The organism is Mycobacterium sp. IDUB_21, assembly GCF_055419425.1.
The window spans coordinates 1-23,760 of sequence record NZ_JBVAXQ010000017.1 but is presented as its reverse complement, the minus strand read 5'-3'; the positions used below and the strand labels follow the sequence as shown (position 1 = coordinate 23,760).

Sequence of the window (23,760 nt, the reverse complement as noted above, 5' to 3'; positions counted from 1 at the left end):
GAGCGTCGGCCCCGACCGCTACTGTTCGAACAGGTGTTCACTACGGTAGGGAGCGTGCGGTGCGGGTGATGGGTGTCGACCCCGGGCTGACCCGCTGCGGGCTGTCGGTCGTCGAGGGCGGCTCCGGGCGCCAGGTCACCGCCCTGGACGTCGACGTGGTGCGCACCCCGGCCGATCAGCCCCTGCCGCAGCGACTGCTGACGATCAGCGACACCGCCGAGTACTGGCTGGACACCCACCGACCCGATGTCATCGCCGTCGAGCGGGTGTTCTCCCAGCAGAATGTCTCCACTGTGATGGGCACCGCCCAGGCGGGTGGGGTGATCGCAGTGGCGGCCGCCCGGCGTGGCATCGACGTGCATTTCCACACGCCCAGCGAGGTCAAGGCCGCGGTGACCGGCAACGGCGCGGCCGACAAAGCTCAGGTGACGGCTATGGTCACCAGAATCCTTGGGCTGCAGCAAAAGCCGACACCCGCCGACGCGGCGGACGCGCTGGCGCTGGCGATCTGCCACTGCTGGCGCGCCCCGATGATCGCGCGGATGGCGGCCGCCGAGGCGTTGGCGGCCGAACAGCGCCGCCGCTACGCCGCCAAGCTCAAGGCGGCCCGGGCATGATCTCCTCGGTGCGCGGTGAGGTCATCGACATCGCACTCGATCACGTGGTGGTCGAGGCGGCCGGGGTCGGCTACAAGGTGATGGCCACACCGGCGACACTGTCGACGTTGCGCCGCGGCGGCGAATCCCGATTGATCACCGCGATGATCGTGCGGGAAGATTCGATGACGCTGTACGGCTTTCCCGACGCCGACGCGCGTGATCTGTTTCTGACCTTGATCGGGGTGTCGGGGATCGGGCCCAAGATCGCCCTGGCCGCCCTGGCGGTCTACGACGCGACCGCGCTGCGCCGGGTGCTGGCCGACTCCGACGTCACCGCGCTGACCCGGGTGCCCGGGATCGGTAAGCGCGGGGCGGAGCGCATGGTGCTGGAACTGCGCGACAAGATCGGGCCGGTGGCGGGGGAGGGCGGCGTCTCCGGTGCAGCCGTGAATGGCCACGCGGTGCGCGCACCGGTGGTCGAAGCCCTTGTCGGGCTTGGCTTTGCCGCCAAGCAGGCTGAAGAGACCATCGACAAGGTGCTGGCCGAGGCCCCTGAAGCCAGCACGTCTGACGCCCTGCGGACCGCGCTGAGCCGGCTGGGGAAGACCAAATGAGCGAACCCGACGACCGCGACGAGACCGAAGCCCGCGAGGTGTCGCCGGCGCTGACCGTCGGCGAGGGCGATATCGACGCCGGTCTGCGCCCGCGCAGCCTGGCCGAGTTCATCGGTCAGGCCCGGGTACGCGAACAGTTGCAGTTGGTGATCGAGGGCGCCAAGAACCGTGGCGGCACACCGGATCACATCCTGCTGTCCGGCCCGCCCGGCCTGGGCAAGACCTCGTTGGCGATGATCATCGCCACCGAACTGGGCAGTTCCCTGCGGGTCACGTCGGGGCCCGCGCTGGAACGTGCCGGAGATCTCGCGGCGATGCTGTCGAATCTGGTCGAGCACGATGTGCTGTTCATCGACGAGATCCACCGCATCGCGCGGCCCGCCGAAGAGATGTTGTACCTGGCGATGGAGGACTTCCGGGTCGATGTCATCGTCGGGAAAGGCCCTGGGGCGACATCGATTCCGCTGGAAGTGGCACCGTTCACCCTGGTCGGCGCGACCACCCGCTCCGGTGCACTGACCGGTCCGCTGCGCGACCGGTTCGGGTTCACCGCGCACATGGATTTCTATGAGCCGGCCGAGCTGCAGCTGGTGCTGGCGCGTTCGGCGGCGATTCTGGGCATCGAGCTCGGGGCTGAAGCGGCCGCCGAGGTTGCGCGTCGCTCACGCGGCACCCCGCGGATCGCCAACCGGCTGCTGCGCCGGGTGCGCGACTACGCCGAGGTGCGCGCCGACGGGGTGATCACCCGCGACGTGGCCAAGGCCGCGCTGGCGGTCTACGACGTCGACGAGTTGGGTCTGGACCGCCTCGACCGGGCGGTGCTGTCGGCGTTGACCCGCAGTTTCGGCGGCGGCCCCGTCGGGGTGTCCACGCTGGCGGTGGCGGTGGGGGAGGAAGCGGCCACCGTTGAAGAGGTCTGCGAGCCGTTCCTGGTGCGCGCCGGGATGGTCGCCCGCACTCCGCGGGGCCGGGTCGCGACCGCGGCGGCCTGGACACACCTGGGCATGATTCCACCCGCCGGGGCCGGCGGATTCGGGCAGTCGGCGCTGTTCGACTCCGACTGAATCGTCGGCTACAGCTTCGCCAGCTCCTCGGCCAACACGTCGAGGCCCTCTGCCAGCAGCTCATCGCTGATGGTCAATGGCGGCAGCAGCCGCAGCACGTTGCCGAACGTGCCGCAGGTCAACACGATCACGCCGGCCCGATGACATGCCGACGCCAGCGCTTTGGTCAGGGCCGGGTCCGGTTCGGCGCCGTCGGGCTGCACCAGCTCCACGGCGATCATGGCGCCGCGGCCGCGAACGTCGCCGATGCGGTCGTCGTCGGCCTGCAGTCGGCCCAGTCGCTCGAAGACCACCCGCTCGATGTACCGGGCCCGCCCCACCAGATCGTCGGCCTCGACGGTCGCGAACGCCCCCAGTGCCGCCGCGCACGCCACCGGGTTACCACCGAATGTCCCGCCCAGGCCGCTGACCTGGGGGGCGTCCATGATCTCGGCGCGACCGGTGACCGCTGACAGCGGCAGACCACCGCCGATGCCCTTGGCGGTACAGATCAGATCGGGCTCGATGGGTTCGTGTTCACAGGCGAACATCGCCCCGGTGCGCGCGAAGCCGGTCTGCACCTCGTCGGCGATGAACACCACGTCGTTGTCGCGGCACCATGCCAGCAGCGCGGGCAGAAAACCCGGCGCCGGGACGATGAACCCGCCCTCGCCCTGGATCGGCTCGATGACCAGCGCGGCCAGGTTGTGGGCGCCGATCTGGCTCTCGAGAACACCGATGGTGCGCTGTGCCGCCCGCTCGCCGTCGCTGCCCAGCTCCTTGTCGATCAGGCCGTCGCGGTAGGGATAGGACGTCGGCGCCCGGTAGACGTCGGGCGCGAACGGCCCGAACCCGCTCTTGTACGGCATCGACTTGGCCGTCAGCGCCATCGTCAGGTTGGTTCGGCCGTGGTAGCCGTGGTCGAATGCCGCCACCGCCGATTTCCGGGTGTAGGACCGGGCGATTTTGACGGCGTTCTCCAGGGCCTCCGCGCCGGAGTTGAGCAGCAGTGAGCGTTTCTCGAAGGCACCCGGGGTGAGCCGGTTCAGGGCTTCGGCGACGGCTACATACCCCTCGTACGGGGTGACCATGAAGCAGGTGTGGGTGAATTGGCCGACCTGCTCGCGCACCCCGTCCACCACGCGCGGCGCGGCGTTGCCGACGGTCGTCACCGCGATGCCCGAACCCAGATCGATCAGCCGGTTGCCGTCGACATCCTCGACGATGCCGCCGCCGGCGCGAGCCGCGTAGACCGGCAGCGTGCTGGCCACCCCGCGCGCGACAGCCGCCGCGCGGCGGGCTGCCAGCCGCGCCGAGCCGGGTCCTGGGATCTCGGTGGCCAGGTGACGGCTCTGCGGCAGCGGCGGGACAGACATCGGCGCTCTCCTTTGCGGTCCTTGGGAATCCTTGCCGCGGTTCAGACCTGGCCGAGTGGCCGGCAGGCGTTGCCGAAGGGGTTCCACCATTCACCGGGCGGGCAGTCCAGCGGCGTCGGCCCCTGGCCCAGGGGCATGCAGGTGTTGGTGCTCGGCTCCCAATACTGGCCACCCGCGCACTCCAGCGGCGTCGGCCCCTGGCCGAGAGGCATGCAGGTGTTGGTGCTCGGTTCCCAGTACTGACCGCCCGGGCAGTCCAGCGGCGCCGCCGAACCGACGGCGGGCATCGCGATCGCTCCGACCGCCAGGGGAGCTGCCGCCAGCGCAACGGCGGTAGCCAGACCACACGCGAAGTTCCTCATCGGCCAACCTTCCTCAAGAATCCTGACCCCCGATTTCCCACACAGCCTAAGGGGCGAACAGCAGTCCCGACTCGGAGTCGCCCGACACAATGGCAGACTGTTGGCATCACTGCGGCCCGTCACTCCTGATCCGGTGCCGAAGATCTAGTACGAACAATTCGAAAGATCGGTTCTCGTCATGAACAACATGGTTGCCTTCCTGCCACTGCTCGTCGTCATGGGCGCCTTCATGTTCTTCGCCTCGCGGCGGCAGAAGCGTGCGATGCAAGCCACCATCGACCTGCACGAGTCGCTGCAGGTGGGCGACCGTGTCCACACCACCTCCGGGATGGAGGCCTCGATCACCGGCATCACCGACGACACCGTCGATCTGGAGATTTCGCCCGGCGTGGTGACCACCTGGATGAAGCTGGCAGTCCGGGACAAAATCGAGCCGGAGGACTTCACCGCCGAAGCCGCGGTCGAACAAGCCACCGAAGACGCCTAGCGGCGATCGCAGCGGGTCGGCGCCATCGGACTAGCCCCCGACGCACCCGACGCGCGGAACGCCCGCCCAACGACCGAGCCTGCCAGCCGGGCACGTACCCTTTTGCGGGTGCAGTCGAACTGATCGTCGCGAGCGGACCAAGCGCGGACCAGCCCCGACGATCGCGAGAGCGCATCGTGCAATGAGCGAAGGAGACTCAACAACGTGGCATCGCCTTCGGCGCCGGTGCACCCTGCCCGCAACCTGGCGGTGTTCCTGGCAATGCTCATCGGCGTCTACCTGCTGGTGTTTCTGACCGGAAACAAGGTGGCCGAGCCCAAGCTGGGCATCGACCTGCAGGGCGGCACCCGCGTGACGCTCACCGCCCGCACACCGGACGGCTCCGCCCCGACTCGCGAGGCACTCAACCAGGCGCAGCAGATCATCAGCGCGCGGGTAAACGGTCTGGGGGTGTCCGGCTCCGAGGTCATCATCGACGGCAGCAACCTGGTCATCACGGTGCCGGGCAGCGACGGCAACGAAGCGCGCACCCTCGGGCAGACGGCCCGGCTCTACATCCGGCCGGTGGTCAGCGGGGTGTCGGTGGAAGAAGCCAAGCAGGCCGGCGGCGGTCAGATGCCCGGCCTTCCCGGCGGGCCCGGACGGCCGCCGGGAATTCCCGGTGTCCCGGGTGGGATCCCCGGCGGTGTCCCCGGTCTCCCCGGCGGAGTCCCGGGTGTTCCGGGTGGAGTCCCGGGCGGAGTCCCCAGCATCCCGGGCCTGCCCGGCTCGCCGGCCACCGGTGGCCAGGCCGGTTCGGGCGAACAGGGTCTGCCGGGTGGATACGGGGCAGGCGGTGCAGGCACGTTCGGCGGCAACGGCGAGCTTCCGCAGCAACCCCTGATGCCGCCGGCTCAGCCGCGGCCCTACCCGCAGGAGCCGACCCCGACACCGGGCACCACCTCGGAGAGCCCCGGGTCGGAGGACGAGACCACCGTGCCGGGCGCCCCCTCGGAGACCACCCAGCCGGGTGCGCCCGCCCAGGTGCCGAATCCCGGTGCGCAGCTGCCGGGTATGCCCCCCATCCCCGGCCTGCCCGGTCAGCCTGGGCAGCCGCAGGGCCTGGCGGCCCGCATCGCCGCCGAGAAGCGGCTGCGGCAGAGCGACAACAAGGTGGTGCAAGCGCTGGCCCTGCAGATCCAGGCCAGCCGGTGCGACAAGGAAGACATCCTGGCCGGCAACGACGACCCGGACCTGCCGCTGGTGACCTGTTCCCAGGACCACCAGACTGCGTATCTGTTGGCCCCGTCGATCATCAGCGGCGACCAGATCGCCGACGCCAGCTCGGGAATGGACCAGCGCAGCGGCGCCAACATCGTGCAGGTTCAGTTCAAGAGCGCTGCGGCTGACATCTGGGCCGACTACACCGCGGCCCACATCGGCACCCAGACCGCGTTCACGCTGGACTCGCAGGTGGTCAGCGCGCCGCAGATCCAGGAGGCCATCCCGGGCGGTCGCACCCAGATCACCGGCGGTTCACCGGGATTCACTCAGGACGCCTCGCGACAACTGGCCAACGTGCTGAAATACGGGTCGCTGCCGCTGTCGTTCGAGTCCTCGGAAGCCGAAACCGTTTCGGCCACACTGGGAATGACGTCGCTGCGGGCGGGACTGATCGCCGGCGCGATCGGCTTGGTGCTGGTGCTGGTCTACTCGCTGCTCTACTACCGGGTGCTCGGCGTGCTCACCGCGTTGTCGCTGGTGGTCGCCGGCGCCATGGTCTACGCGATCCTGGTGCTGTTGGGCAGGTATATCAACTACACGCTCGACCTTGCCGGCATCGCCGGTCTGATCATCGGTATCGGCACCACCGCCGACTCGTTCGTGGTGTTCTTCGAGCGCATCAAGGACGAGATCCGGGAAGGTCGCTCGTTCCGCTCCGCGGTGCCGCGCGGGTGGACGCGGGCGCGCAAGACGATCGTGTCCGGTAACGCGGTGACCTTCCTGGCCGCGGCGGTGCTCTACTTCCTGGCTGTCGGGCAGGTGAAGGGCTTCGCCTTCACGCTGGGGCTGACCACCATCCTCGACCTGGTGGTGGTGTTCCTGGTGACCTGGCCGCTGGTGTATCTGGCTTCCAAGTCGCCGACGCTGGCCAAGCCGAGCTACAACGGCCTCGGTGCGGTGCAGCAGGTCGCACGCGAGCGGCGGGCGGTGGCGAAATCGGGCGGCCGAACGGGTGGCAGATCCGGAGCCAAAACGGGCGCACGGGTGAGCGCCCAGTCGACGGGACAGGGATAGCCAGATGGCCAAACCGAGCACCAGTGGCGGCGCGAAGCGCGCGACGAAGTCCGCGAAAAGCGACGCCGGCGCAGTCGAACTCACCGAGACCGGCACCGCGGTCGAGGAGACGGCCCGCAAAGTCGCCGGCACTCCACGACCGCCGCAGCACGGCTTCCTGTCGCGGCTCTACACCGGTACCGGCGCGTTCGAGGTCATCGGCAAGCGGCGGATGTGGTACGCGATCAGCGGCGCGATGGTCGCGATCGCCATCTTGAGCATCCTGATCCGCGGCTTCACCTTCGGCATCGACTTCGCCGGCGGCACCAAAGTGTCGTTCCCGCGCGGCGACACGTCGATCACCCAGGTCGAACAGGTGTTCCGCGACTCCGTCGGCAGAAGCCCCGAATCGGTGGTCGTGGTCGGCAACGGCACGTCGGCGACCGTGCAGATCCGCGCCGAGACGCTCACCAACGAGGAAACCGAGAAGCTGCGCGACGCCCTGTTCGACGAGTTCCAGCCCGTCGCACCCGACGGGCAGCCCAGCAAGCAGGCGATCAGCGACTCGGCGGTGTCGGAGACCTGGGGCGGGCAGATCACCCAGAAGGCCGTGATCGCGCTGGTGGTGTTCCTGCTGTTGGCTTCGCTCTACATCACCGTGCGTTACGAGTGGTACATGACGCTCGCGGCGATGATCTCGATGGTCTTCGACGTCGCCGTCACCGCGGGCGTGTATTCGTTGGTCGGGTTCGAAGTCACCCCGGCCACCGTGATCGGGCTGTTGACCATCCTCGGGTTCTCCATCTACGACACCGTCATCGTGTTCGACAAGGTGGAAGAGAACACCCATGGCTTCGAGCACAAAACCCGGCGCACCTTCGCCGAAGAGGCCAACCTGGCGGTCAACCAGACCTTCATGCGGTCGATCAACACCAGCCTGATCTCGGCGTTGCCGATCATGTCGCTGATGGTGGTGGCGGTGTGGCTGCTGGGGGTGGGGACACTCCAGGACCTCGCGCTGGTGCAGTTGGTCGGGGTCGTCGTCGGCACCTATTCGTCGATTTATCTGGCCACGCCGCTGCTGGTCAGCCTGCGGGAACGCACCGAGTTGGTGCGCAATCACAACCGCCGGGTGATGCGGCGACGCACAGTCGCCTCCGGTTCGAAAGCCGCACCGGCCGATGACACAGCTGACACCACCGAGGACGACGAGATCGACGAGGTCGAGACGACCGCGGCAGCGAGCACCGCTGCGACGCCGGCCGGTCCGACGCCGGGCGCCAAGCCGGCACGCCCCACCAGCCGGCGCACCCAGCGTCCGACCGGCAAGTCGGACACCGGACGGTAACGCCGATGGCGGCCCGCTGGCGGCAAGCGGCGGCGTGGGTGGTGGCGGTCGCCACCGCGGTGGGCGCTTGGTCGGTGTCGGCGTGCACCGGCCCTTCCGTCGATCAGATCGACTACGCCGTCGACGGCGGCCTGAGCACCTACAACACCACCTCGGTGGCCGGCGCTGCCTCGGCGGGGCCGCAGGCGTTCTCCCGGACCCTGACCGGCTTCGGCTACCACGGGCCGGAAGGGCAGATCCTCACCGACCACGACTTCGGCAGCATCTCGGTGGTGGGCCGCGCCCCGCTGGTGCTGGACTACCAGATCGCCGAGGCGGCGGTCTATTCCGACGGCAAGCCCATCACCTGCGATGACCTGGTGCTGGCGTGGGCGGCTCAATCCGGGCGGTTCGGCGGCTTCGACGCCGCCAGCCGAGCCGGCTATCTCGATATCGAGCACATCGAATGCCAGCCCGGTGCGAAGAAGGCCAGGGTGTCGTTCTTCCCCGACCGCAACATCGTCGATTACGAGGAGCTGTTCACCGCGACGTCGATGATGCCGTCGCACATCCTCAACGACAAGCTCGGCCTGAACATCACCGAGGTGCTGCTGGGCGAGGTCGCACCGGCCGAGGAGGTGGTGACGAAGATCGCCCAGGCCTGGAACACCACCTGGCAGCTCGACCACAGTGCGGACCTGCGGCACTTTCCGTCGTCGGGTCCCTACAAGATCGACTCGGTGCTCGACGGGGGCGCCGTCGTGCTGGTCGCCAACGACCTCTGGTGGGGCGCCAAGCCGGTCACCAAACGGGTCACGGTGTGGCCGCAGGGCGCCGACGTCGCCGACCGGGTCAACAAGCGCGTCGTGGAGGTCGTCGACGTGGCGACCGGCTCCGCCGGATCCCTGATCACCCCGGACGATTATCAGAGCAGCGACACCCCCTCGGGCGGTATCGAGCAGCTGATCTTCGCCCCGGCCGGGCCGCTGTCGGAGATTCCGGCCCGCCGGGCGGTGGCGCTGTGCACCCCGCGTGACGTCATCGCCCACGACGCGGGCGTGCCGATGGTCAACTCCCGGCTGAACACCGCCATCGACGACGCGTTCGACCAGGCCGAGAACGTGCCCGAGGCCGAGCAGTTCGCGCACGCCGACCCGAACGCCGCCCGCGACATGCTGGCCGGAAAGCCCCTGACGGTGCGGATCGGCTACCGCGGTCCCAACACCCGGCTGGCCGCGGTGATCGGCGCGATCAGCGCCTCCTGCGCGCCGGCCGGTATCACCGTCACCGAGGTGGCATCCGACGGCATCGGGCCCCAAGCGCTGCGGGACGGGCAGCTCGACGTGCTGCTGGCGAGCACCGGCGGGTCCACCGGCAGCGGCTCGACCGGGTCGTCGGTGATGGACGCCTACGAGCTGTTCAGCGGCAACGGCAACAATCTGTCCGGCTACCACAACGACCAGATCGACGGCATCATCTCCGCGCTGGCGGTCACCGCCGATCCGGCAGAGCTGGTTCGGCTGCTGGCGGAGAGCGCGCCGGTGCTGTGGGCCGACCTGCCGACCCTGCCGCTCTACCGTCAGCAACGCACCCTGCTGTCGTCGAAGAAGACTTACGGCGTCGCCGCCAATCCCACCCGTTGGGGCGCCGGCTGGAACATGGACCGTTGGGCCTTAGAGGGGTGACGGAGGGTGAGGCAACAGTGAAACCGGCCGGACGGCCCGACGGTGCTGTCGCCGAGATCATCGCGTCGTTGACCCGCGAGGTGGCCGACTTTCCCGCTCCCGGAATTGCGTTCAAGGACCTGACGCCGGTGTTCGCCGACGCCGCCGGGCTGGCCGCGGTCACCGACGCGCTGGCCCGCATCGCTGCCGGGGTCGACCTGGTGGCCGGCATCGACGCGCGAGGATTTCTGCTGGCCGGGGCGGTCGCCGACCGACTCGGGCTGGGTGCGCTGGCCGTGCGCAAAGGCGGCAAGCTGCCTCCGCCGGTGCTGTCGGAGGCCTATCAGCTCGAATACGGTAGTGCGGTGCTGGAAATCCCGGCCGACGGAATCGAGTTGGCCGGCCGGCGGGTATTGATCGTCGACGACGTTCTTGCCACCGGCGGTACCCTGGCGGCCACGCAGCGGTTGTTACGGCGCGCCGGGGCCGAGGTCGTCGCGGCCGCGGTGGTGCTGGAGTTGGCCGAGATGGGCGGGCGCGCCGCGGTGGCGCCGTTGCAGCTCACGAGCCTGCGTCTGATTTAGCCGATATTCTCGGGGGCGGAGGTGCAGGGAGTGGGCTCGGAACAAGGCTCAGCAGAGGGCTTCGACGAAGGGTCGGTCCAGGACCGGCGTGACGCCGAGGGCGCCCAGCCGGTGGTGGTCTTCCAGGCGCCTGCCCAGGACTCGCCGACCGAGCGCACCGATCTGCTCAAGGTGCCCACCAGCGCCTCCCGGCGAGTTCGGGCCCGGATCGCCCGCCGGATCACCGCCCAGCGCGGCGCGCTGAGCCCGGTGCTGGAGCCGCTCGTCGCGGTGCACCGACAGTTCTACCCGAAGGCGAACCTGGCGTTGCTGCAACGCGCCTACGAGGTCGCCGACCAGCGGCACGCCACCCAGTTGCGGCACTCGGGGGACCCCTACATCACTCATCCGGTGGCGGTCGCCACCATCCTGGCGGAGCTGGGGATGGACACCACGACGCTGGTGGCCGCGGTGTTGCACGACACCGTCGAAGACACCGGCTACACGGTGGAGGCGCTCACCGGTGAGTTCGGCGACGAGGTCGCCCACCTCGTCGACGGGGTGACCAAGTTGGACAAGGTGGTGCTGGGCACCGCGGCCGAAGCGGAGACGATCCGCAAGATGGTCATCGCGATGGCGCGTGACCCTCGAGTGCTGGTGATCAAGGTCGCGGACCGGCTGCACAACATGCGCACCATCCGCTTCCTGCCGCCGGAGAAGCAGGCCCGTAAAGCCCGCGAAACGCTGGAAGTCATTGCGCCACTGGCGCATCGGCTGGGTATGGCTACCGTCAAGTGGGAGCTGGAGGATCTGTCGTTCGCGATCCTGCACCCGAAGCGCTACGAGGAGATCGTCCGGCTGGTGGCCGACCGGGCACCCTCGCGGGACACCTATCTGGCCAAGGTGCGCACCGAGATCGTCAACACGCTGGGGAAGTCCAAGATCGCCGCGACCGTCGAGGGCCGCCCGAAGCACTATTGGTCGATCTATCAGAAGATGATCGTGCGGGGCCGCGACTTCGACGACATCTATGACCTGGTGGGCTTGCGGATCCTGTGCGATGAAATCCGGGACTGCTATGCGGCGGTAGGCGTGGTGCACTCGCTGTGGCAGCCGATGGCGGGCCGCTTCAAGGACTACATCGCCCAGCCGCGCTACGGCGTCTACCAGTCCCTGCACACCACGGTGATCGGTCCGGAGGGCAAGCCCCTGGAGATCCAGATCCGCACCCGCGAGATGCACCGCACCGCCGAATACGGCATCGCCGCGCACTGGCGCTACAAGGAAGCCAAGGGCCGCAACGGTGTTCCGCATCCGAACGCCGCCACCGAGATCGACGACATGGCCTGGATGCGCCAGTTGCTGGACTGGCAGCGGGAGGCCGCCGACCCAGGCGAATTCCTGGAGTCGCTGCGCTACGACCTGGCCGTCAAGGAGATCTTCGTCTTCACGCCCAAGGGCGACGTGATCACGCTGCCGAACGGCTCGACCCCGGTCGACTTCGCCTACGCCGTGCACACCGAAGTCGGCCACCGCTGCATCGGCGCCCGCGTCAACGGCCGGCTGGTGGCGCTGGAACGCAAGTTGGAAAACGGGGAAGTAGTCGAGGTTTTCACCTCCAAGGCCCAGAACGCCGGGCCGTCACGGGACTGGCAGCAGTTCGTGGTGTCGCCGCGGGCCAAGGCCAAGATCCGGCAGTGGTTCGCCAAGGAGCGCCGCGAGGAGGCGCTGGAATCCGGCAAGGATGCGATCGCCCGCGAGGTGCGCCGGGTGGGTCTGCCGTTGCAGCGGCTGGTCAACGGCGAGTCGATGGCCGCGGTGGCCCGCGAACTGCACTACAGCGACGTGTCCGGCCTCTACACCGCGGTCGGCGAGAACCACATCTCGGCGCACCACGTCGTGCAGCGGCTGGTGGCGCAGCTCGGTGGGGTGGACCAGGCGGAGGAGGACCTGGCCGAGCGATCCACCTCGCTGACCGCCCCGCGCCGCGAGCGGCACACCGACGATGTCGGTGTCGCGGTGCCCGGCGCGACCGGTGTGCTGACCAAGCTGGCCAAGTGCTGCACCCCGGTGCCCGGCGACGAGATCATGGGCTTCGTCACCCGCGGCGGCGGGGTGTCGGTGCACCGCACCGACTGCACCAACGCCGACTCGCTGCGCGACCAGGCCGAGCGGATCATCGAGGTCAAGTGGGCGCCGTCGCCGTCGTCGGTGTTCCTGGTGGCCATTCAGGTCGAGGCGCTCGACCGGCACCGGCTGCTCTCGGATGTGACCAAGGTGCTCGCCGACGAGAAGGTCAACATCTTGTCGGCATCGGTCACCACGTCGCGGGACCGGGTGGCGATCAGCCGGTTCACCTTCGAGATGGGTGACCCGAAGCACCTCGGGTACCTGCTCAACGTGGTCCGCAACGTCGAGGGCGTCTACGACGTCTACCGGATCACGTCCGCTGCCTGATTTTTGCGCTACTTTTTGCGCGAACGTGCGTGTCCCCGCCCCGACACTCCGTGACGAGACCGGATTCACGCACGGTCGTCGGCCGGTAAGCGGCTAACCGACGGTCCGGAAGCTGTCGGGACCGGCCGCCGCCCAGTCGGATTCCCAGGACGCGGGGCGCTCGTACAGCAGCTGGCCGGGCCGGAGCCATTCGTAGATCTCGGCGTAGCTGCGCACGATCGACGGCGAAACCCGCTTGCGCAGCATCTCCGGGCCGAGCTGCCCGGGGCCGACGGCGCCCAGCGAGCCGATCATCTGCATCGCCTGATGGACCGTCGCGGCCTGGTAGCGCTGCACCCGCACACTCTTGTCGGCGACGTTGAGCGCGCGTGCCCGGCGGGGATCCTGGGTGGCCACCCCGGTGGGACAGGTGTTGGTGTGGCAGCGCTGCGCCTGAATGCAGCCGACCGCCATCATCATCGCGCGGGCCGAGTTTGTGTAGTCCGCGCCCTGGATCAACCGTTTGACGACATCGGTAGCGCCGGCGACCTTGCCGCTGGCGCCCAGTTTGACCTTGTCGCGCAACCCCATTCCGACCAGCACGTTGTGGACCGTCATCAATCCGTCGGTCAGCGGCATCCCGACGTGGTCCTCGTATTCCAATGGTGCGGCCGCTGTGCCGCCTTCGGCGCCGTCGACGATGATGAAATCCGGTGCGGTGCCCTCGTCGACCATCGCCTTGCAGATCGCCAGCACGTCGGTGCGGGTGCCGACGCACAGCTTGAACCCGGTGGGCTTACCACCGGCCAGTTCCCGCATCTGCGCGATGAACCGGATCAGCTCGCGCGGCGTGGAGAACACCGAATGGGCAGCCGGACTGATGCACTTCTGGTGTGCGGGAACACCACGGTAGCGGGCGATCTCCTCGCTGACCTTGGCCGCCGGCAGTACGCCGCCCAGCCCGGGTTTGGCACCCTGACTCAGTTTCAGCGACACGCATTTGACGGCCGGGTGTGCGGCCTTGTCGGCGAATTGCGCCGGGTCGAAGCGGCCGTCGGTGGTGCGGGTTCCGAAGTATCCCGAGCCGATCTCCCAGACCAGGTCGCCGCTGTGCTCGGTGTGATACGGGGTCAGGCCGCCCTCGCCGGTGTCGTGGGCGAAGCCGCCCAGTGCGGCACCCTTGTTCAAAGCCAGGATGGCGTTGCTCGACAGCGCCCCGAAGCTCATCGCCGAAACATTGAGCAGCGCCATGGAATACGGCTGTTTGCAGTCGGGCCCGCCCACAAGAACCCGTGGTGGGGTCTCGGGCACCGGTACCGGGGCGACCGATTGCGCCAGGTACTCGTAGCCGACCTCGTCGATGTCGCGTTCGGTGCCGTAGGCCTGCTCGCTGTGCACGCCCTTCGCGCGTTCGTAGATGGTCGTACGGCGATCGCGGTCGAATGGACGGCCGTCGAAGTTGCGTTCGATGAAGTATTGCTGCAACTCGGGCCGCAGCGCCTCCAACAGATACCGCAGGTGGCCCACTACCGGATAGTTGCGCAGGATCGTGTGCCGACGCTGGGTCAGGTCGTAGGTGCCCAGAGCGGCCAGCAGCCCGGCCGGCACCGCCAGCCACCACCACACCGCCGACACCGAAACCGCTGCGGCAGCAGCGATTGCGGCGATGACACCGGCGATGGCGACTGCCGCGAATCGGTACATCTTTCTCCCTCTACACATCCGCGAGCGTGCGTAAACCCGGTCCAGACACGGCGTGTCGGACCGGGAGCACGCTTCCCCGCAAGCGGCAGATCCCCCCAGTTCGTGCCGAGAGTGCTATCCGCTAGTCGGCGCGTACCGACTTGATGGTCACCTTCGTCGCCGGCGGGCCGTCCTGGCCGCCGCCCCTGACACCGGCCTCGGCGATCTTGTCCAGCGTGTCCAACCCGTCCTTCTGGATCGTGCCGAACACCGTGTACTGCGGCGGCAGCATCGAGTCCTGGTACACCAGGAAGAACTGGCTGCCGTTGGTGCCGGGGCCGGCATTGGCCATCGCCAGGGTGCCGCGCGGGTAGCTCACCGGTTGCTTGGCAGCCGGGTCGTTCGGCGCGTACTGGTCGGTGGGGTACTCGTTGGCGAACTCATACCCCGGGCCGCCGGTGCCGTCGCCGGCCGGATCGCCGCACTGCAGCACGCCCAGCATCGGCGAGGTGGTCAGCCGGTGGCACTGGGTGTCTTTGAAGAAGTCCTTGGCACCCAGGCTGATGAAACTGTTGACGGTGCAGGGGGATTGGCCGTTGTTGAGCATCAGCCCGATGGGGCCCTGGTCGGTCAGCATCGACACGCTCACCTCGGCCGGCTCGGTCGGAACCTTGCCGGACCGCGGCGGGTCGACCGGCTTGCTGGCCGGCCGCGCCTTGGGGTACTGGCAGTCGGCGCCCAGGCTCGGCGACGCGGTGAACATCGGCAGCTGCCCGGGCTCGCCGGGTGATACCCCGGAATCCCCAGCCGCATCGGAGGCCTCCGATGACGAGGAGGCATTGACGTTGCCCGAATCGCCGTCGCCGCGCAGCACCACGGTCACCACACCGACTACCAACAGCGCGGCCACCACCGCGCCGGCGATCATCAGTATGCGGCGCTGCTTGCGGGCTGCCAGGGCGCGCTGCTCCACCTGTTGGTCCAGATTGCGCTTGGCGTTTTCGCGTCGTTCTGAGTTCGTGGACACCGCCGGGTTACCTCCCTGGCTCGCTGGTGAATCGGGTCTACAGTCTGCCAAAGTCTGCCAGCACCGCCCGCGTCCACGCCGGGAGGGCGCGCAATGGGAAACTGGTCGACGTGTTGGTCACCGGATTCCCCGCCGGGATGTTGGCGTGCAACTGCTATGTCCTGGCCCAGCGGCAAGGCGCCGACGCGATCGTCGTCGACCCCGGGCAGCGCGCGATGGCCCGGCTGCGCCACGTCCTCGACGAGAATCGGCTGACGCCGTCCGCGGTGCTGCTCACCCACGGCCATATCGACCACATCTGGTCTGCGCAGAAGGTCTCCGACACCTATGGCTGCCCTACCTACATCCATCCCGAGGACCGCTTCATGCTCACCGACCCGCTGCGATCGCTTGGCACCCTGCCGGGCCAGGCGCTCTTCGGCGCACTGAGCAAGGTGATGTTCTCCGAGCCCAAGCAGCTGTTCGAACTGGACCGCGACGGGGACAAGATCGGCCTGGGCGACACCACCGTCACAGTCGACCACACCCCGGGGCACACCCGCGGTTCGGTGATCTTCCGGGTCGAAGGTGACGCCGCCGAGGTGGTGTTCAGCGGTGACACCCTGTTCCAGAACTCGGTCGGCCGCACCGACCTGCCCGGTGGCAGCGGCCGCGAGCTGATGACCTCGATCGTCGACAAGCTGTTGAGCCTGCACGACACGACCGTGGTGCTGCCCGGCCACGGACCCAAGACCACCATCGGCGCCGAACGGCGCGGTAACCCGTTTTTGGAAGGGTTGAGCGCGTGAGCACCTTCGCCGCACCCAAGGGGGTGCCCGACTACTTCCCGCCGGCCTCGGCGTCTTTCGTGGCGGTGCGTGACGGGTTGTTGACCGCCGCCCGCCGCGCCGGCTACGGCGACGTCGAGCTGCCGATCTTCGAGGACACCGCGCTGTTCGCTCGCGGCGTGGGGGAGTCCACCGACGTGGTGTCCAAAGAGATGTACACCTTCGCCGATCGCGGGGATCGCTCGGTGACGCTGCGGCCCGAGGGCACCGCGGGGGTGGTGCGCGCGGTGATCGAGCACGGGCTGGACCGCGGCCAGCTGCCGGTCAAGCTCTGCTACTCGGGGCCGTTCTTCCGCTACGAGCGTCCGCAGGCCGGCCGGTACCGGCAGTTGCAGCAGGTCGGGGTGGAGGCGATCGGTGTCGACGATCCGGCGCTGGACGCTGAAGTGATCGCCGTCGCCGACGCCGGCTTCCGGTCGCTGGGTCTGGACGGATTCCGGCTGGAGATCACCTCGCTGGGTGACGACACCTGCCGGCCGGCGTATCGAGAACTGTTGCAGCAGTTTCTGTTCGGCCTCGATCTCGACGAGGAGACTCGCCAGCGCGCGCAGATCAACCCGCTGCGGGTGCTCGACGACAAACGCCCGCAGGTGCGGGAGATGACCGCGGCGGCTCCGCTGATGCTCGATCACCTCTCCGATGCGGCCCGGACGCACTTTCAAACCGTGCTGGCACACCTGGACGCACTCGGGGTGGCCTATGTGGTCAACCCGCGCATGGTGCGCGGCCTGGACTACTACACCAAGACCACCTTCGAATTCGTGCACGACGGACTGGGCGCGCAGTCGGGCATCGGCGGCGGCGGCCGCTACGACGGGCTGATGAGTCAGCTGGGGGGACAGGACCTGTCCGGGATCGGCTTCGGACTCGGCGTGGACCGCACCCTTTTGGCGTTGTCCGCCGAGGGCAAGGCGGTGGGGGCGACCACCCGATGCGACGTGTTCGGGGTGGGTCTGTCCGAGGCGGCCAAGCTGCGATTGGCGGTGCTGGCGGGGGAGTTGCGGGCCGCCGGGGTGCGCGTCGACCTGGCGTACGGGGATCGTGGCCTCAAGGGAGCGATGCGCGCCGCCGACCGCTCGGGAGCCGCGGTAGCGCTGGTTGCCGGTGATCGCGACCTGGAGGCCGGCACCATCGGCGTCAAGAGCCTGGCCACCGGGGAGCAAGTCGAGGTGCCGATCGACGGCGTGGTGGCCGAGGTCCTGGGCCGAGTGCAGCGAGATTGCAACCAGGCCGGAAAAACCGGCGAAACGCCTGCGTGAGTGCAATCTCGCGGATGTAGCGCGATGCGCGGCAGACCGTCCGGTGGTGCCGCTCCGGTACCGTGACGCGGTATGACGACCATGCGGAATGCGACAGTCAGGTTCGGGACGGTGCTGCTGGCGACGGCCGGACTGCTGGCCAGCCAGGCGACGTCGCTGGCGGACCCGGAGTCTTCGGCAGAATCCCCGGCGCCATCTCCGACCGAGAGTGCGCCCGAGCCTTCGGCCGAAACCTCCCCGACGAAGAGCCCGACCGCCGGACACGAGGTCACCTACACCATCACCGCCACCAGCGACCTGACCGGCAACATCTCCTATATCAAGACCGACCCGCCGAGCATGGCGGCCTACAACGCCAACTCCTCGGACTACCTGGAGACCGTGCGGGTGCCCATCGGTGGGGGACAGCCGCTGGTCTACACCGCCATGCTGGCCGACCCGGGCCAGTGGGCGCTGGTGACCGCCAGCGGGGGCCTGAGGATCAACCCCGAGTTCCACTGCGAGATCGCCGTCGACGGCCAGGTGGTGGTGTCCCAGCAGGGCGGCAGCGGCGTGACCTGTTCGACCCGGGCCTGGTGACCGCAGCTCAGTCGGCGAACACGTATACCCACGCCCACGCACCGGAGCGCAGCGGCACCGAAATCCGCCGGTAGGTGTCGACTTCATAGGCGTCGGCGGCGGCCAGCTCGGCGGCGCTGATCGCGAACACTGTGCCGGGGACAGCTGCGTCGTGGAGATCCGAACGCCGCAGGATCGGATGGCGGTCACTGCCGCTGACGGCCACCACCTGCGGGTCGGTGATCGTGACGTAGTCGAGGTCATAGCCGATGATCGCGTCGGGACTGCCGTCGATTTCGCGCCCGAAGGTGCTGCGTTGCACCTCGGGTAGCCGCAGCGTGCCGTAGGAGAACAGCAGCTCGGTGCTCACCGCGCGGTGCCGGTTTCCTCGGCAGCCACCACCACGACCTCGGCCGGCCCGCTGCCCACGGTGCGGATACGGTGACTGATCGAGGCATCGAAGTAGGCGCTGTCGCCGGCCGCCAGGGTCCAGGTCTCATCGCCGTACTCCAGCTCCACCGTGCCGGCGTGGACGAAAATGAATTCCTGGCCACTGTGCAGCGGATGGGTGTCGTGCGGGGTGCGCCCGGGGGGCCGTACCACGAACGGGGACATCGACTTTCCCAGCATTCCCGACGCCACCGCCCGGTAACGCTGTCGATCTGCGCTGCGGTCGGCGGCCCGGTCGACAGCGATCTTGTCTTCATCGGCGCGTTCGGAGAACAGTTGCGCCACATCGACATCCAGGGCCTGGGCTACCTTGATGGCCGTGGCGATGGACGGTGTACTGCGGCTGCGTTCGATCTTGGACAGGTAGCTCTTGGTCAGCCCGGTTGCCTCGGCGAGGCCTTCGAGGGTGAGCCCCCGCTGTTTGCGGACGGTGCGCAGCAGTGCCGTCATGAGGCCATGATGACACAGGCCAATGACACAAGGTGTCCTATCGCATAGGGTGGTGTCATCAACCCGAGGAGTTGCCATGGGCACCACGTTCGACGATTCCAAACCCGATCTTATGCAGCGTGCAGAGCGCCAGTTCGCGGAGAACTTCGCGCAACCCCAGTGGTCCACCCGCCAGAAAGTGGCTCTGACCTGCCGGGTGCTCTCCGACCGCGGCCACGATTCGGGTCTGGCCGGCCAAATCACCGCTCGCGCCGAGCAGCCCGGGACCTACTACACCCAGCGGCTGGGCCTGGGCTTCGACGAGATCACGCAAGACAACCTGCTGCTCGTGGACGAAGACCTGAACGTCCTAGACGGCCCGGACGCCACGGCAATGGCCAACCCCGCCAATCGATTCCACAGCTGGATCTACCGGGCACGCCCGGACGTGCAATGCATCGTGCACACCCACCCGTTCCACGTTGCCGCCCTGTCGATGCTGGAGACCCCGCTGGTCGTCTCGCACATGGACACCACGCCGCTCTATGACGACTGTGCGTTCCTGCCGCTGTGGCCTGGAGTACCGGTCGGCAACGAGGAGGGCGAGCTCATCTCGCAGGCCATCGGCGACAAGAAGGCGATCCTGCTGGCGCATCACGGTCAGATCGTGGCCGGTGCCAGCGTGGAGGAGGCGTGCTCCCTGGCGGTGCTGATCGAACGCGCCGCCGCGCTGCAGCTGACCGCCATGGCCGCCGGGACCATCAAGGAACTGCCGGAGGGCCTGGCCCGCGAAGCCCATGACTGGACGCTGCTGCCCAACCGCAGCGCGGCGAATTTCGCCTACTACGTCCGTCGGGCGCTGGCCGGCCACCCCGACGCGATCACCCGATGAGTAAGGAACATTTCGTGGCAGCACAATTGCACGGCATCATCGGCTATCCGATAACCCCCTTCAGCGACGGCGGTGTCGACACCGCGGTATTGACCACCGTCATCGACCGCCTCATCGAGGCAGGGGTGCATGCCATAGCCCCGTTGGGCAGCACCGGTGAGCTCGCCTACCTCAGCGAAGGTGAGTTCGACGAGGTCGTCGACGCCTCGGTCGCGGCGGTCGCCGGGCGGCTGCCCGTGCTGGTCGGGATATCGGACCTGACCACTGCGACGACGGTCCGCCGAGCCCGTTACGCCGCGCAGGCCGGCGCCGACGCGGTGATGGTCGCGCCGGTGTCGTACTGGAAGCTGTCCGAGCGGGAGATCACCACCCACTACGCGGCCGTGTCCGACGCCGTCGACATCGACATCGTCGCCTACAACAACCCGGCCACCTCCGGAGTGGACATGAGCCCCGAGCTCCTGGTGGACATGTTCGAGAACATCGAGCACGTCACCATGGTCAAGGAGTCCACCGGGGATCTGACCCGGATGCTGCGAATCGCCAAGCTGTCCGACGGGCGCCTGCCGTTCTTCAACGGCAGCAACCCGCTGGTCCTCGACGCGCTGCGGGCCGGGGCCGCCGGCTGGTGCACAGCGGCCCCCAACCTGCGTGCGCAACCGTGTCTGGACCTCTACGCCGCGGTCACCGCAGGCGAGCTCGATAGGGCGCAGGCACTCTACGACGACCTGAAGCCGCTACTGGAGTTCATCGTGGCGGGCGGACTGTCCACCACGGTGAAGGCCGGCCTGGAGTTGCTCGGAGTGCCGGCCGGGGCACCGCGGCGCCCACTGTTGCCGCTCGACGACGCCGGCCGCGCCGAACTGCGCGGGCTACTCGCCGTCTGACTACTAACCCAGATCAGCTGCAGCGAAGGTGTCGCACTGGTTGGGGTCCCCGGTCTGATAGCCGACGGTGAACCAGTGCTGACGCTGCGCCGAGGCGCCGTGGGTCCAGGACTCGGGGTTGACGTGGCCGGTGGCGGCCTGCTGGATGCGGTCGTCACCCACCGATGACGCCGCAGACAGCGCGTCGCGGATGTCGTCATCAGTCAGTGGCTTCAGAAACGGCACCCCGGTGCTCTTCTGCTTGGTCACCGCCGCGTAATGCGCCCACACCCCGGCGTAGCAGTCGGCCTGCAACTCGGTGCGCACCCCGGCGCCGCTCGCGCCCTGCGCGCCGTGCTGGGCCCGGCCGAGCACACCGCGCAGGTTCTGCACGTGGTGGCCGAACTCGTGGGCCACCACATACTCCTGCGCCAGCGGCCCGCTGCTGGAGCCGAACTGGTCGACGAGCACCTGGAAGAAGTCGGTGTCGAAGTAGGCGGTCTGGTCGGTGGGGCAGTAGAACGGCCCGACGGCGCTGCTGGCAGCCCCGCACCCGGTGCTGGTCTGCCCGCTGAACAGCTGTACCTGCGGGCGGGTGTAACCGCGCATCAGGTCCGACCACACCGCGTCGACGGAATTGGCGGTGGCCACCACCCGGCACTGCACGTATTTATTGGCGTCCTCGCCGGTGCGGCATTTCTCGAGGTCGAAACCCGGCGCCGTGTACTGCCCGCGATCCACCGGCTGCTGGCTGAGCACATCGCCGGGATCGGCCCCCAACAGCAACGCCACCACCATGATCACCAGGCCGGCGACCCCGCCGCCGATGGCTATCCCACGGCCGCCGCCGCCGGACGAGGTGGTGCTGGTATCGATTTGCATACCTTCGTTGAAGGTCATCGCACGCTCCGTGGGATCGTCCGTAGGTTTCGGTGGCCGGCCGGCCGTCGGGCCACATTAGCTTTACACACCCGAACGGGCCGGAACCTCGGGTTTACCGCGACAAATCCGAGCGCTTGATTAACCGAAACCAGTCTTGTCTGACCAGTTCCCAAACCTTTACTGAATGTTTGTCGCGGTGCTGTACGGGGTGGTGATGCCGGTGTTACGTTCTGCATCCGGCTGCAAGTGGACAACACTCCACCGCGGCCGCCCACAGCTATCTCCGGAGAGGGTGTCTGCTCGGTGAACACGTCAGCGCGTCTAGTTGCGTCTCAGTGTGACGCTCGGGCGAGCTGTCGATCACATCGACAGGCAAAGCTTTATCAGACCGTTATTACACGGGGTCAGCTAGAGTGACGTGCGTCAACTGCTGACACAGACTTCGATCGCGTAACACCACATTGCTGCAGGTCCAGGAGGAAAGATGTCATTCGTAACCGCTCAGCCGGAGGTCCTGACGGCGGCTGCGGGCAGCCTGTCGGGGATCGGTGACTCTATGACCGCAGGCATGGCTGCCGCGGCGGCGCCCACCACCGGTGTGATACCGCCTGCCGCCGACTTGGTATCCGCGATGACGGCTGCCCAATTCTCGACCCACGCGCAACTGTTCCAGCAGGTCAGCGCCCAGGCCGCGGCGGTTCACCAGCAGATCGTGGCCACCCTGGGCCGTAACGCGAGTTCTTACGCCCTCACCGAGGCTGCCAACGCCACTGCGGCCGGTTGAGTCGGGGCGTATCGATGAGCTTCAGTGTGTTTCCGCCGGAGATCAACTCCGGCTTGATATATACCGGGCCGGGTTCGGCGCCCCTGCTGGAGGCGGCGGCGGCCTGGACCAACCTGGCCGCCGAGCTGTCGACGTCGGCGACGGCGACGCATTCGGTGGTCGCCAACCTGGGTTCGACCTGGACCGGGATCGGGTCGGCGACGGCGACGTCCTCGGTGGCGCCCTACGTGGCCTGGTTGCAGCAGGCGTCCGCCACCGCCACCCAGAATGCGGCCTTGGCCACCCAGGCGGCGGCGCTGTTCGAGGCGGCACGCTCCGGCTCGGTGCCACCGCCGGTGATCGCGGCGAACCGGGCGATGCTGCTGGCGTTGATCTCGACCAACTTCTTCGGGCAGAACTCCACCGCGATCGCGGCGACCGAGGCGCAGTACGAGGCGATGTGGGCCACCGACGGCGTCGCGATGGACACCTACAACGGGTCGGCCCAGGCCAACAACAACCTGATGACGACGCAGTCGCCACCGCCGAACTCTGCTCAGGCGACGCAAGCCGGTCCGGCTGACGGAAGCAGCGGAGCTCCGCAACCGGGCACCGGCGTTCCTCCCACCCCCAACCCGGGCTACGACCTCTCGACCGTCGGTGGGATCTTGAACTCGATGGGGCTGGGCGATGCCGGCATCACCGATTCGACACTGCTCGCCACCCCGATCAGCTCCCTGGTGTCGCCCATCAACACACTGAGCTCGCCGGCCATGATGGCGGCGAGGATATTGCCGTCGCTGCTGATGCAGATGGCCCGGATGGGGTCGATGGGATCCTCGCTGGCCGGCCAGACCGCCGGCACCGCCGCGAACGGCACCGGCACCCTGATGACGCAGATCGGCGACTTCGTCAACGACAAGCTGCAAGGCGCCGTCGGCGTGCTGGCCGGCCACTTCAGCTCGGCGACCAACGCCATCTCCGCCAAGCTCGGCCAAGCCGCCTCGATGGGCGCGCTCAAGGTGCCGCAAGCCTGGTCGATGGCCGCCGACGGTATGGTTCGCGCCGCCCCGGTGCTGCCGTCGACCACGGTCAGTGCCCCCATTCAGACCATGTCGGGGTCCTCGGGACTGCCGGGTGGCCCGTTCGGCAACGCGATGATGGGCGCGATGGCCGGACGAGGTCTCGGCGCGGTCGCCGCCAAGGCCCCCAAAGTTATGCCCCGTTCGCCGGCCGGCGGGTAACGGAAGGGGCCTGAACATACGTGTCCGCTGGGCGGCCGCCCGGCACCACAACGAATTCCGAGCAAGAAGGAGAATTTCATGGCAACACGCTTTATGACCGATCCGGACGCGATGCGTTCGATGGCGGGTCGTTTCGATGTGCACGCGCAGACG

Annotated in this window: 23 protein-coding genes and 1 pseudogene; 17 read left to right on the top strand and 7 right to left on the bottom strand. The window is 68.3% G+C overall.

All coding sequences use genetic code 11. The features are described 5' to 3' along the window. The first annotated feature begins 59 nt into the window (after positions 1-59). Genes ruvC through ruvB form a run of 3 tightly spaced genes read left to right on the top strand, consistent with a single transcriptional unit; the run spans position 60 to position 2,277 of the window. Positions 60-617 carry a crossover junction endodeoxyribonuclease RuvC gene (gene ruvC, locus ACZYY4_RS20670; protein ID WP_463811922.1) on the top strand — a complete coding sequence of 186 codons (558 nt, stop codon included), beginning with the start codon at positions 60-62 and terminating at the stop codon, positions 615-617. After that, complete coding sequence (ruvA, locus tag ACZYY4_RS20665) at positions 614-1,213, top strand: Holliday junction branch migration protein RuvA (RefSeq protein ID WP_463811921.1); 600 nt, start codon at positions 614-616, stop codon at positions 1,211-1,213. The genes ruvC and ruvA overlap by 4 nt, the downstream gene beginning before the upstream one ends. Then, positions 1,210-2,277, top strand: coding sequence for a Holliday junction branch migration DNA helicase RuvB (gene ruvB / locus ACZYY4_RS20660; protein WP_463811920.1), 1,068 nt, complete (start codon positions 1,210-1,212; stop codon positions 2,275-2,277). The genes ruvA and ruvB overlap by 4 nt, the downstream gene beginning before the upstream one ends. Positions 2,278-2,285: 8 nt before the next feature. On the opposite strand, the gene gabT is transcribed toward ruvB, so the two are convergent. Then, on the bottom strand, positions 2,286-3,632 hold the full coding sequence (gene gabT, locus ACZYY4_RS20655; protein ID WP_463811919.1) for a 4-aminobutyrate--2-oxoglutarate transaminase: 1,347 nt from the start codon (positions 3,630-3,632) through the stop codon (positions 2,286-2,288). Between the two features lie 41 nt (positions 3,633-3,673). After that, positions 3,674-3,994 (bottom strand): hypothetical protein, encoded by a 321-nt coding sequence (locus ACZYY4_RS20650; protein WP_463811918.1) that lies wholly within the window; start codon positions 3,992-3,994, stop codon positions 3,674-3,676. A gap of 178 nt (positions 3,995-4,172) precedes the next feature. On the opposite strand from ACZYY4_RS20650, the gene yajC reads away from it, so the two are divergent. The 6 genes from yajC (at position 4,173) to ACZYY4_RS20620 (ending at position 12,748) form a co-directional block, all read left to right on the top strand. Beyond that, positions 4,173-4,481, top strand: coding sequence for a preprotein translocase subunit YajC (yajC, locus tag ACZYY4_RS20645; RefSeq protein WP_463811917.1), 309 nt, complete (start codon positions 4,173-4,175; stop codon positions 4,479-4,481). A gap of 204 nt (positions 4,482-4,685) precedes the next feature. Then, complete coding sequence (gene secD, locus ACZYY4_RS20640; protein WP_463811916.1) at positions 4,686-6,758, top strand: protein translocase subunit SecD; 2,073 nt, start codon at positions 4,686-4,688, stop codon at positions 6,756-6,758. 4 nt (positions 6,759-6,762) lie between these two features. Continuing rightward, positions 6,763-8,085 carry a protein translocase subunit SecF gene (gene secF, locus ACZYY4_RS20635; RefSeq protein ID WP_463811915.1) on the top strand — a complete coding sequence of 441 codons (1,323 nt, stop codon included), beginning with the start codon at positions 6,763-6,765 and terminating at the stop codon, positions 8,083-8,085. Positions 8,086-8,090: 5 nt separating this feature from the next. Then, positions 8,091-9,749, top strand: a complete 1,659-nt coding sequence (locus ACZYY4_RS20630; RefSeq protein ID WP_463811914.1) for an ABC transporter substrate-binding protein — start codon at positions 8,091-8,093, stop codon at positions 9,747-9,749. Positions 9,750-9,766: 17 nt separating this feature from the next. Further along, entirely contained in the window at positions 9,767-10,312 is a 546-nt protein-coding gene (locus ACZYY4_RS20625) for an adenine phosphoribosyltransferase (RefSeq protein WP_463811913.1), read from the top strand. A 111-nt stretch (positions 10,313-10,423) separates the two neighbouring features. Further along, positions 10,424-12,748: a RelA/SpoT family protein gene (locus ACZYY4_RS20620; protein ID WP_463811981.1), complete on the top strand. Its 2,325-nt coding sequence runs from the start codon at positions 10,424-10,426 to the stop codon at positions 12,746-12,748. Between the two features lie 93 nt (positions 12,749-12,841). Here ACZYY4_RS20620 and ACZYY4_RS20615 read toward each other — a convergent pair whose 3' ends face one another. Then, positions 12,842-14,431, bottom strand: coding sequence for an FMN-binding glutamate synthase family protein (locus tag ACZYY4_RS20615; protein ID WP_463811912.1), 1,590 nt, complete (start codon positions 14,429-14,431; stop codon positions 12,842-12,844). Between the two features lie 121 nt (positions 14,432-14,552). Beyond that, positions 14,553-15,437 (bottom strand): peptidylprolyl isomerase, encoded by an 885-nt coding sequence (locus ACZYY4_RS20610; RefSeq protein ID WP_463811911.1) that lies wholly within the window; start codon positions 15,435-15,437, stop codon positions 14,553-14,555. Between the two features lie 110 nt (positions 15,438-15,547). On the opposite strand from ACZYY4_RS20610, the gene ACZYY4_RS20605 reads away from it, so the two are divergent. From ACZYY4_RS20605 to ACZYY4_RS20595, 3 genes are all read left to right on the top strand, one after another. Then, on the top strand, positions 15,548-16,225 hold the full coding sequence (locus ACZYY4_RS20605) for an MBL fold metallo-hydrolase (RefSeq protein WP_463811910.1): 678 nt from the start codon (positions 15,548-15,550) through the stop codon (positions 16,223-16,225). Continuing rightward, positions 16,222-17,523 (top strand): histidine--tRNA ligase, encoded by a 1,302-nt coding sequence (hisS, locus tag ACZYY4_RS20600; protein ID WP_463811909.1) that lies wholly within the window; start codon positions 16,222-16,224, stop codon positions 17,521-17,523. The genes ACZYY4_RS20605 and hisS overlap by 4 nt, the downstream gene beginning before the upstream one ends. Before the next feature lie 72 nt (positions 17,524-17,595). Beyond that, on the top strand, positions 17,596-18,102 hold the full coding sequence (locus tag ACZYY4_RS20595; RefSeq protein ID WP_463811908.1) for a hypothetical protein: 507 nt from the start codon (positions 17,596-17,598) through the stop codon (positions 18,100-18,102). A gap of 7 nt (positions 18,103-18,109) precedes the next feature. On the opposite strand, the gene ACZYY4_RS20590 is transcribed toward ACZYY4_RS20595, so the two are convergent. Together ACZYY4_RS20590 and ACZYY4_RS20585 are read right to left on the bottom strand one after the other, a co-directional pair. Then, positions 18,110-18,451, bottom strand: coding sequence for a gamma-glutamylcyclotransferase family protein (locus tag ACZYY4_RS20590; RefSeq protein WP_463811907.1), 342 nt, complete (start codon positions 18,449-18,451; stop codon positions 18,110-18,112). Continuing rightward, on the bottom strand, positions 18,448-18,981 hold the full coding sequence (locus tag ACZYY4_RS20585) for a helix-turn-helix domain-containing protein (RefSeq protein WP_463811906.1): 534 nt from the start codon (positions 18,979-18,981) through the stop codon (positions 18,448-18,450). The genes ACZYY4_RS20590 and ACZYY4_RS20585 overlap by 4 nt, the downstream gene beginning before the upstream one ends. A 76-nt stretch (positions 18,982-19,057) precedes the next feature. Between ACZYY4_RS20585 and ACZYY4_RS20580 the strand changes: the two genes are divergently transcribed. Both ACZYY4_RS20580 and ACZYY4_RS20575 read left to right on the top strand, forming a co-directional pair. Further along, positions 19,058-19,852: an aldolase gene (locus tag ACZYY4_RS20580; protein WP_463811905.1), complete on the top strand. Its 795-nt coding sequence runs from the start codon at positions 19,058-19,060 to the stop codon at positions 19,850-19,852. A gap of 14 nt (positions 19,853-19,866) precedes the next feature. Next, positions 19,867-20,739, top strand: a complete 873-nt coding sequence (locus ACZYY4_RS20575) for a dihydrodipicolinate synthase family protein (RefSeq protein WP_463811904.1) — start codon at positions 19,867-19,869, stop codon at positions 20,737-20,739. Positions 20,740-20,742: 3 nt separating this feature from the next. Here ACZYY4_RS20575 and ypfJ read toward each other — a convergent pair whose 3' ends face one another. Then, on the bottom strand, positions 20,743-21,618 hold the full coding sequence (gene ypfJ, locus ACZYY4_RS20570) for a KPN_02809 family neutral zinc metallopeptidase (RefSeq protein ID WP_463811903.1): 876 nt from the start codon (positions 21,616-21,618) through the stop codon (positions 20,743-20,745). Between the two features lie 466 nt (positions 21,619-22,084). Here ypfJ and ACZYY4_RS20565 point away from each other — a divergent pair, with 466 nt between their 5' ends. From ACZYY4_RS20565 to ACZYY4_RS20555, 3 genes and pseudogenes are all read left to right on the top strand, one after another. Further along, positions 22,085-22,384: a PE family protein gene (locus tag ACZYY4_RS20565; RefSeq protein WP_463811902.1), complete on the top strand. Its 300-nt coding sequence runs from the start codon at positions 22,085-22,087 to the stop codon at positions 22,382-22,384. A 14-nt stretch (positions 22,385-22,398) separates the two neighbouring features. Next, the gene (locus tag ACZYY4_RS20560; protein ID WP_463811901.1) at positions 22,399-23,607 is read left to right on the top strand and encodes a PPE family protein; all 1,209 of its coding nucleotides are present in this window, start codon (positions 22,399-22,401) and stop codon (positions 23,605-23,607) included. A gap of 78 nt (positions 23,608-23,685) precedes the next feature. Further along, positions 23,686-23,760: pseudogene (locus tag ACZYY4_RS20555) on the top strand (WXG100 family type VII secretion target); the annotation flags it as partial.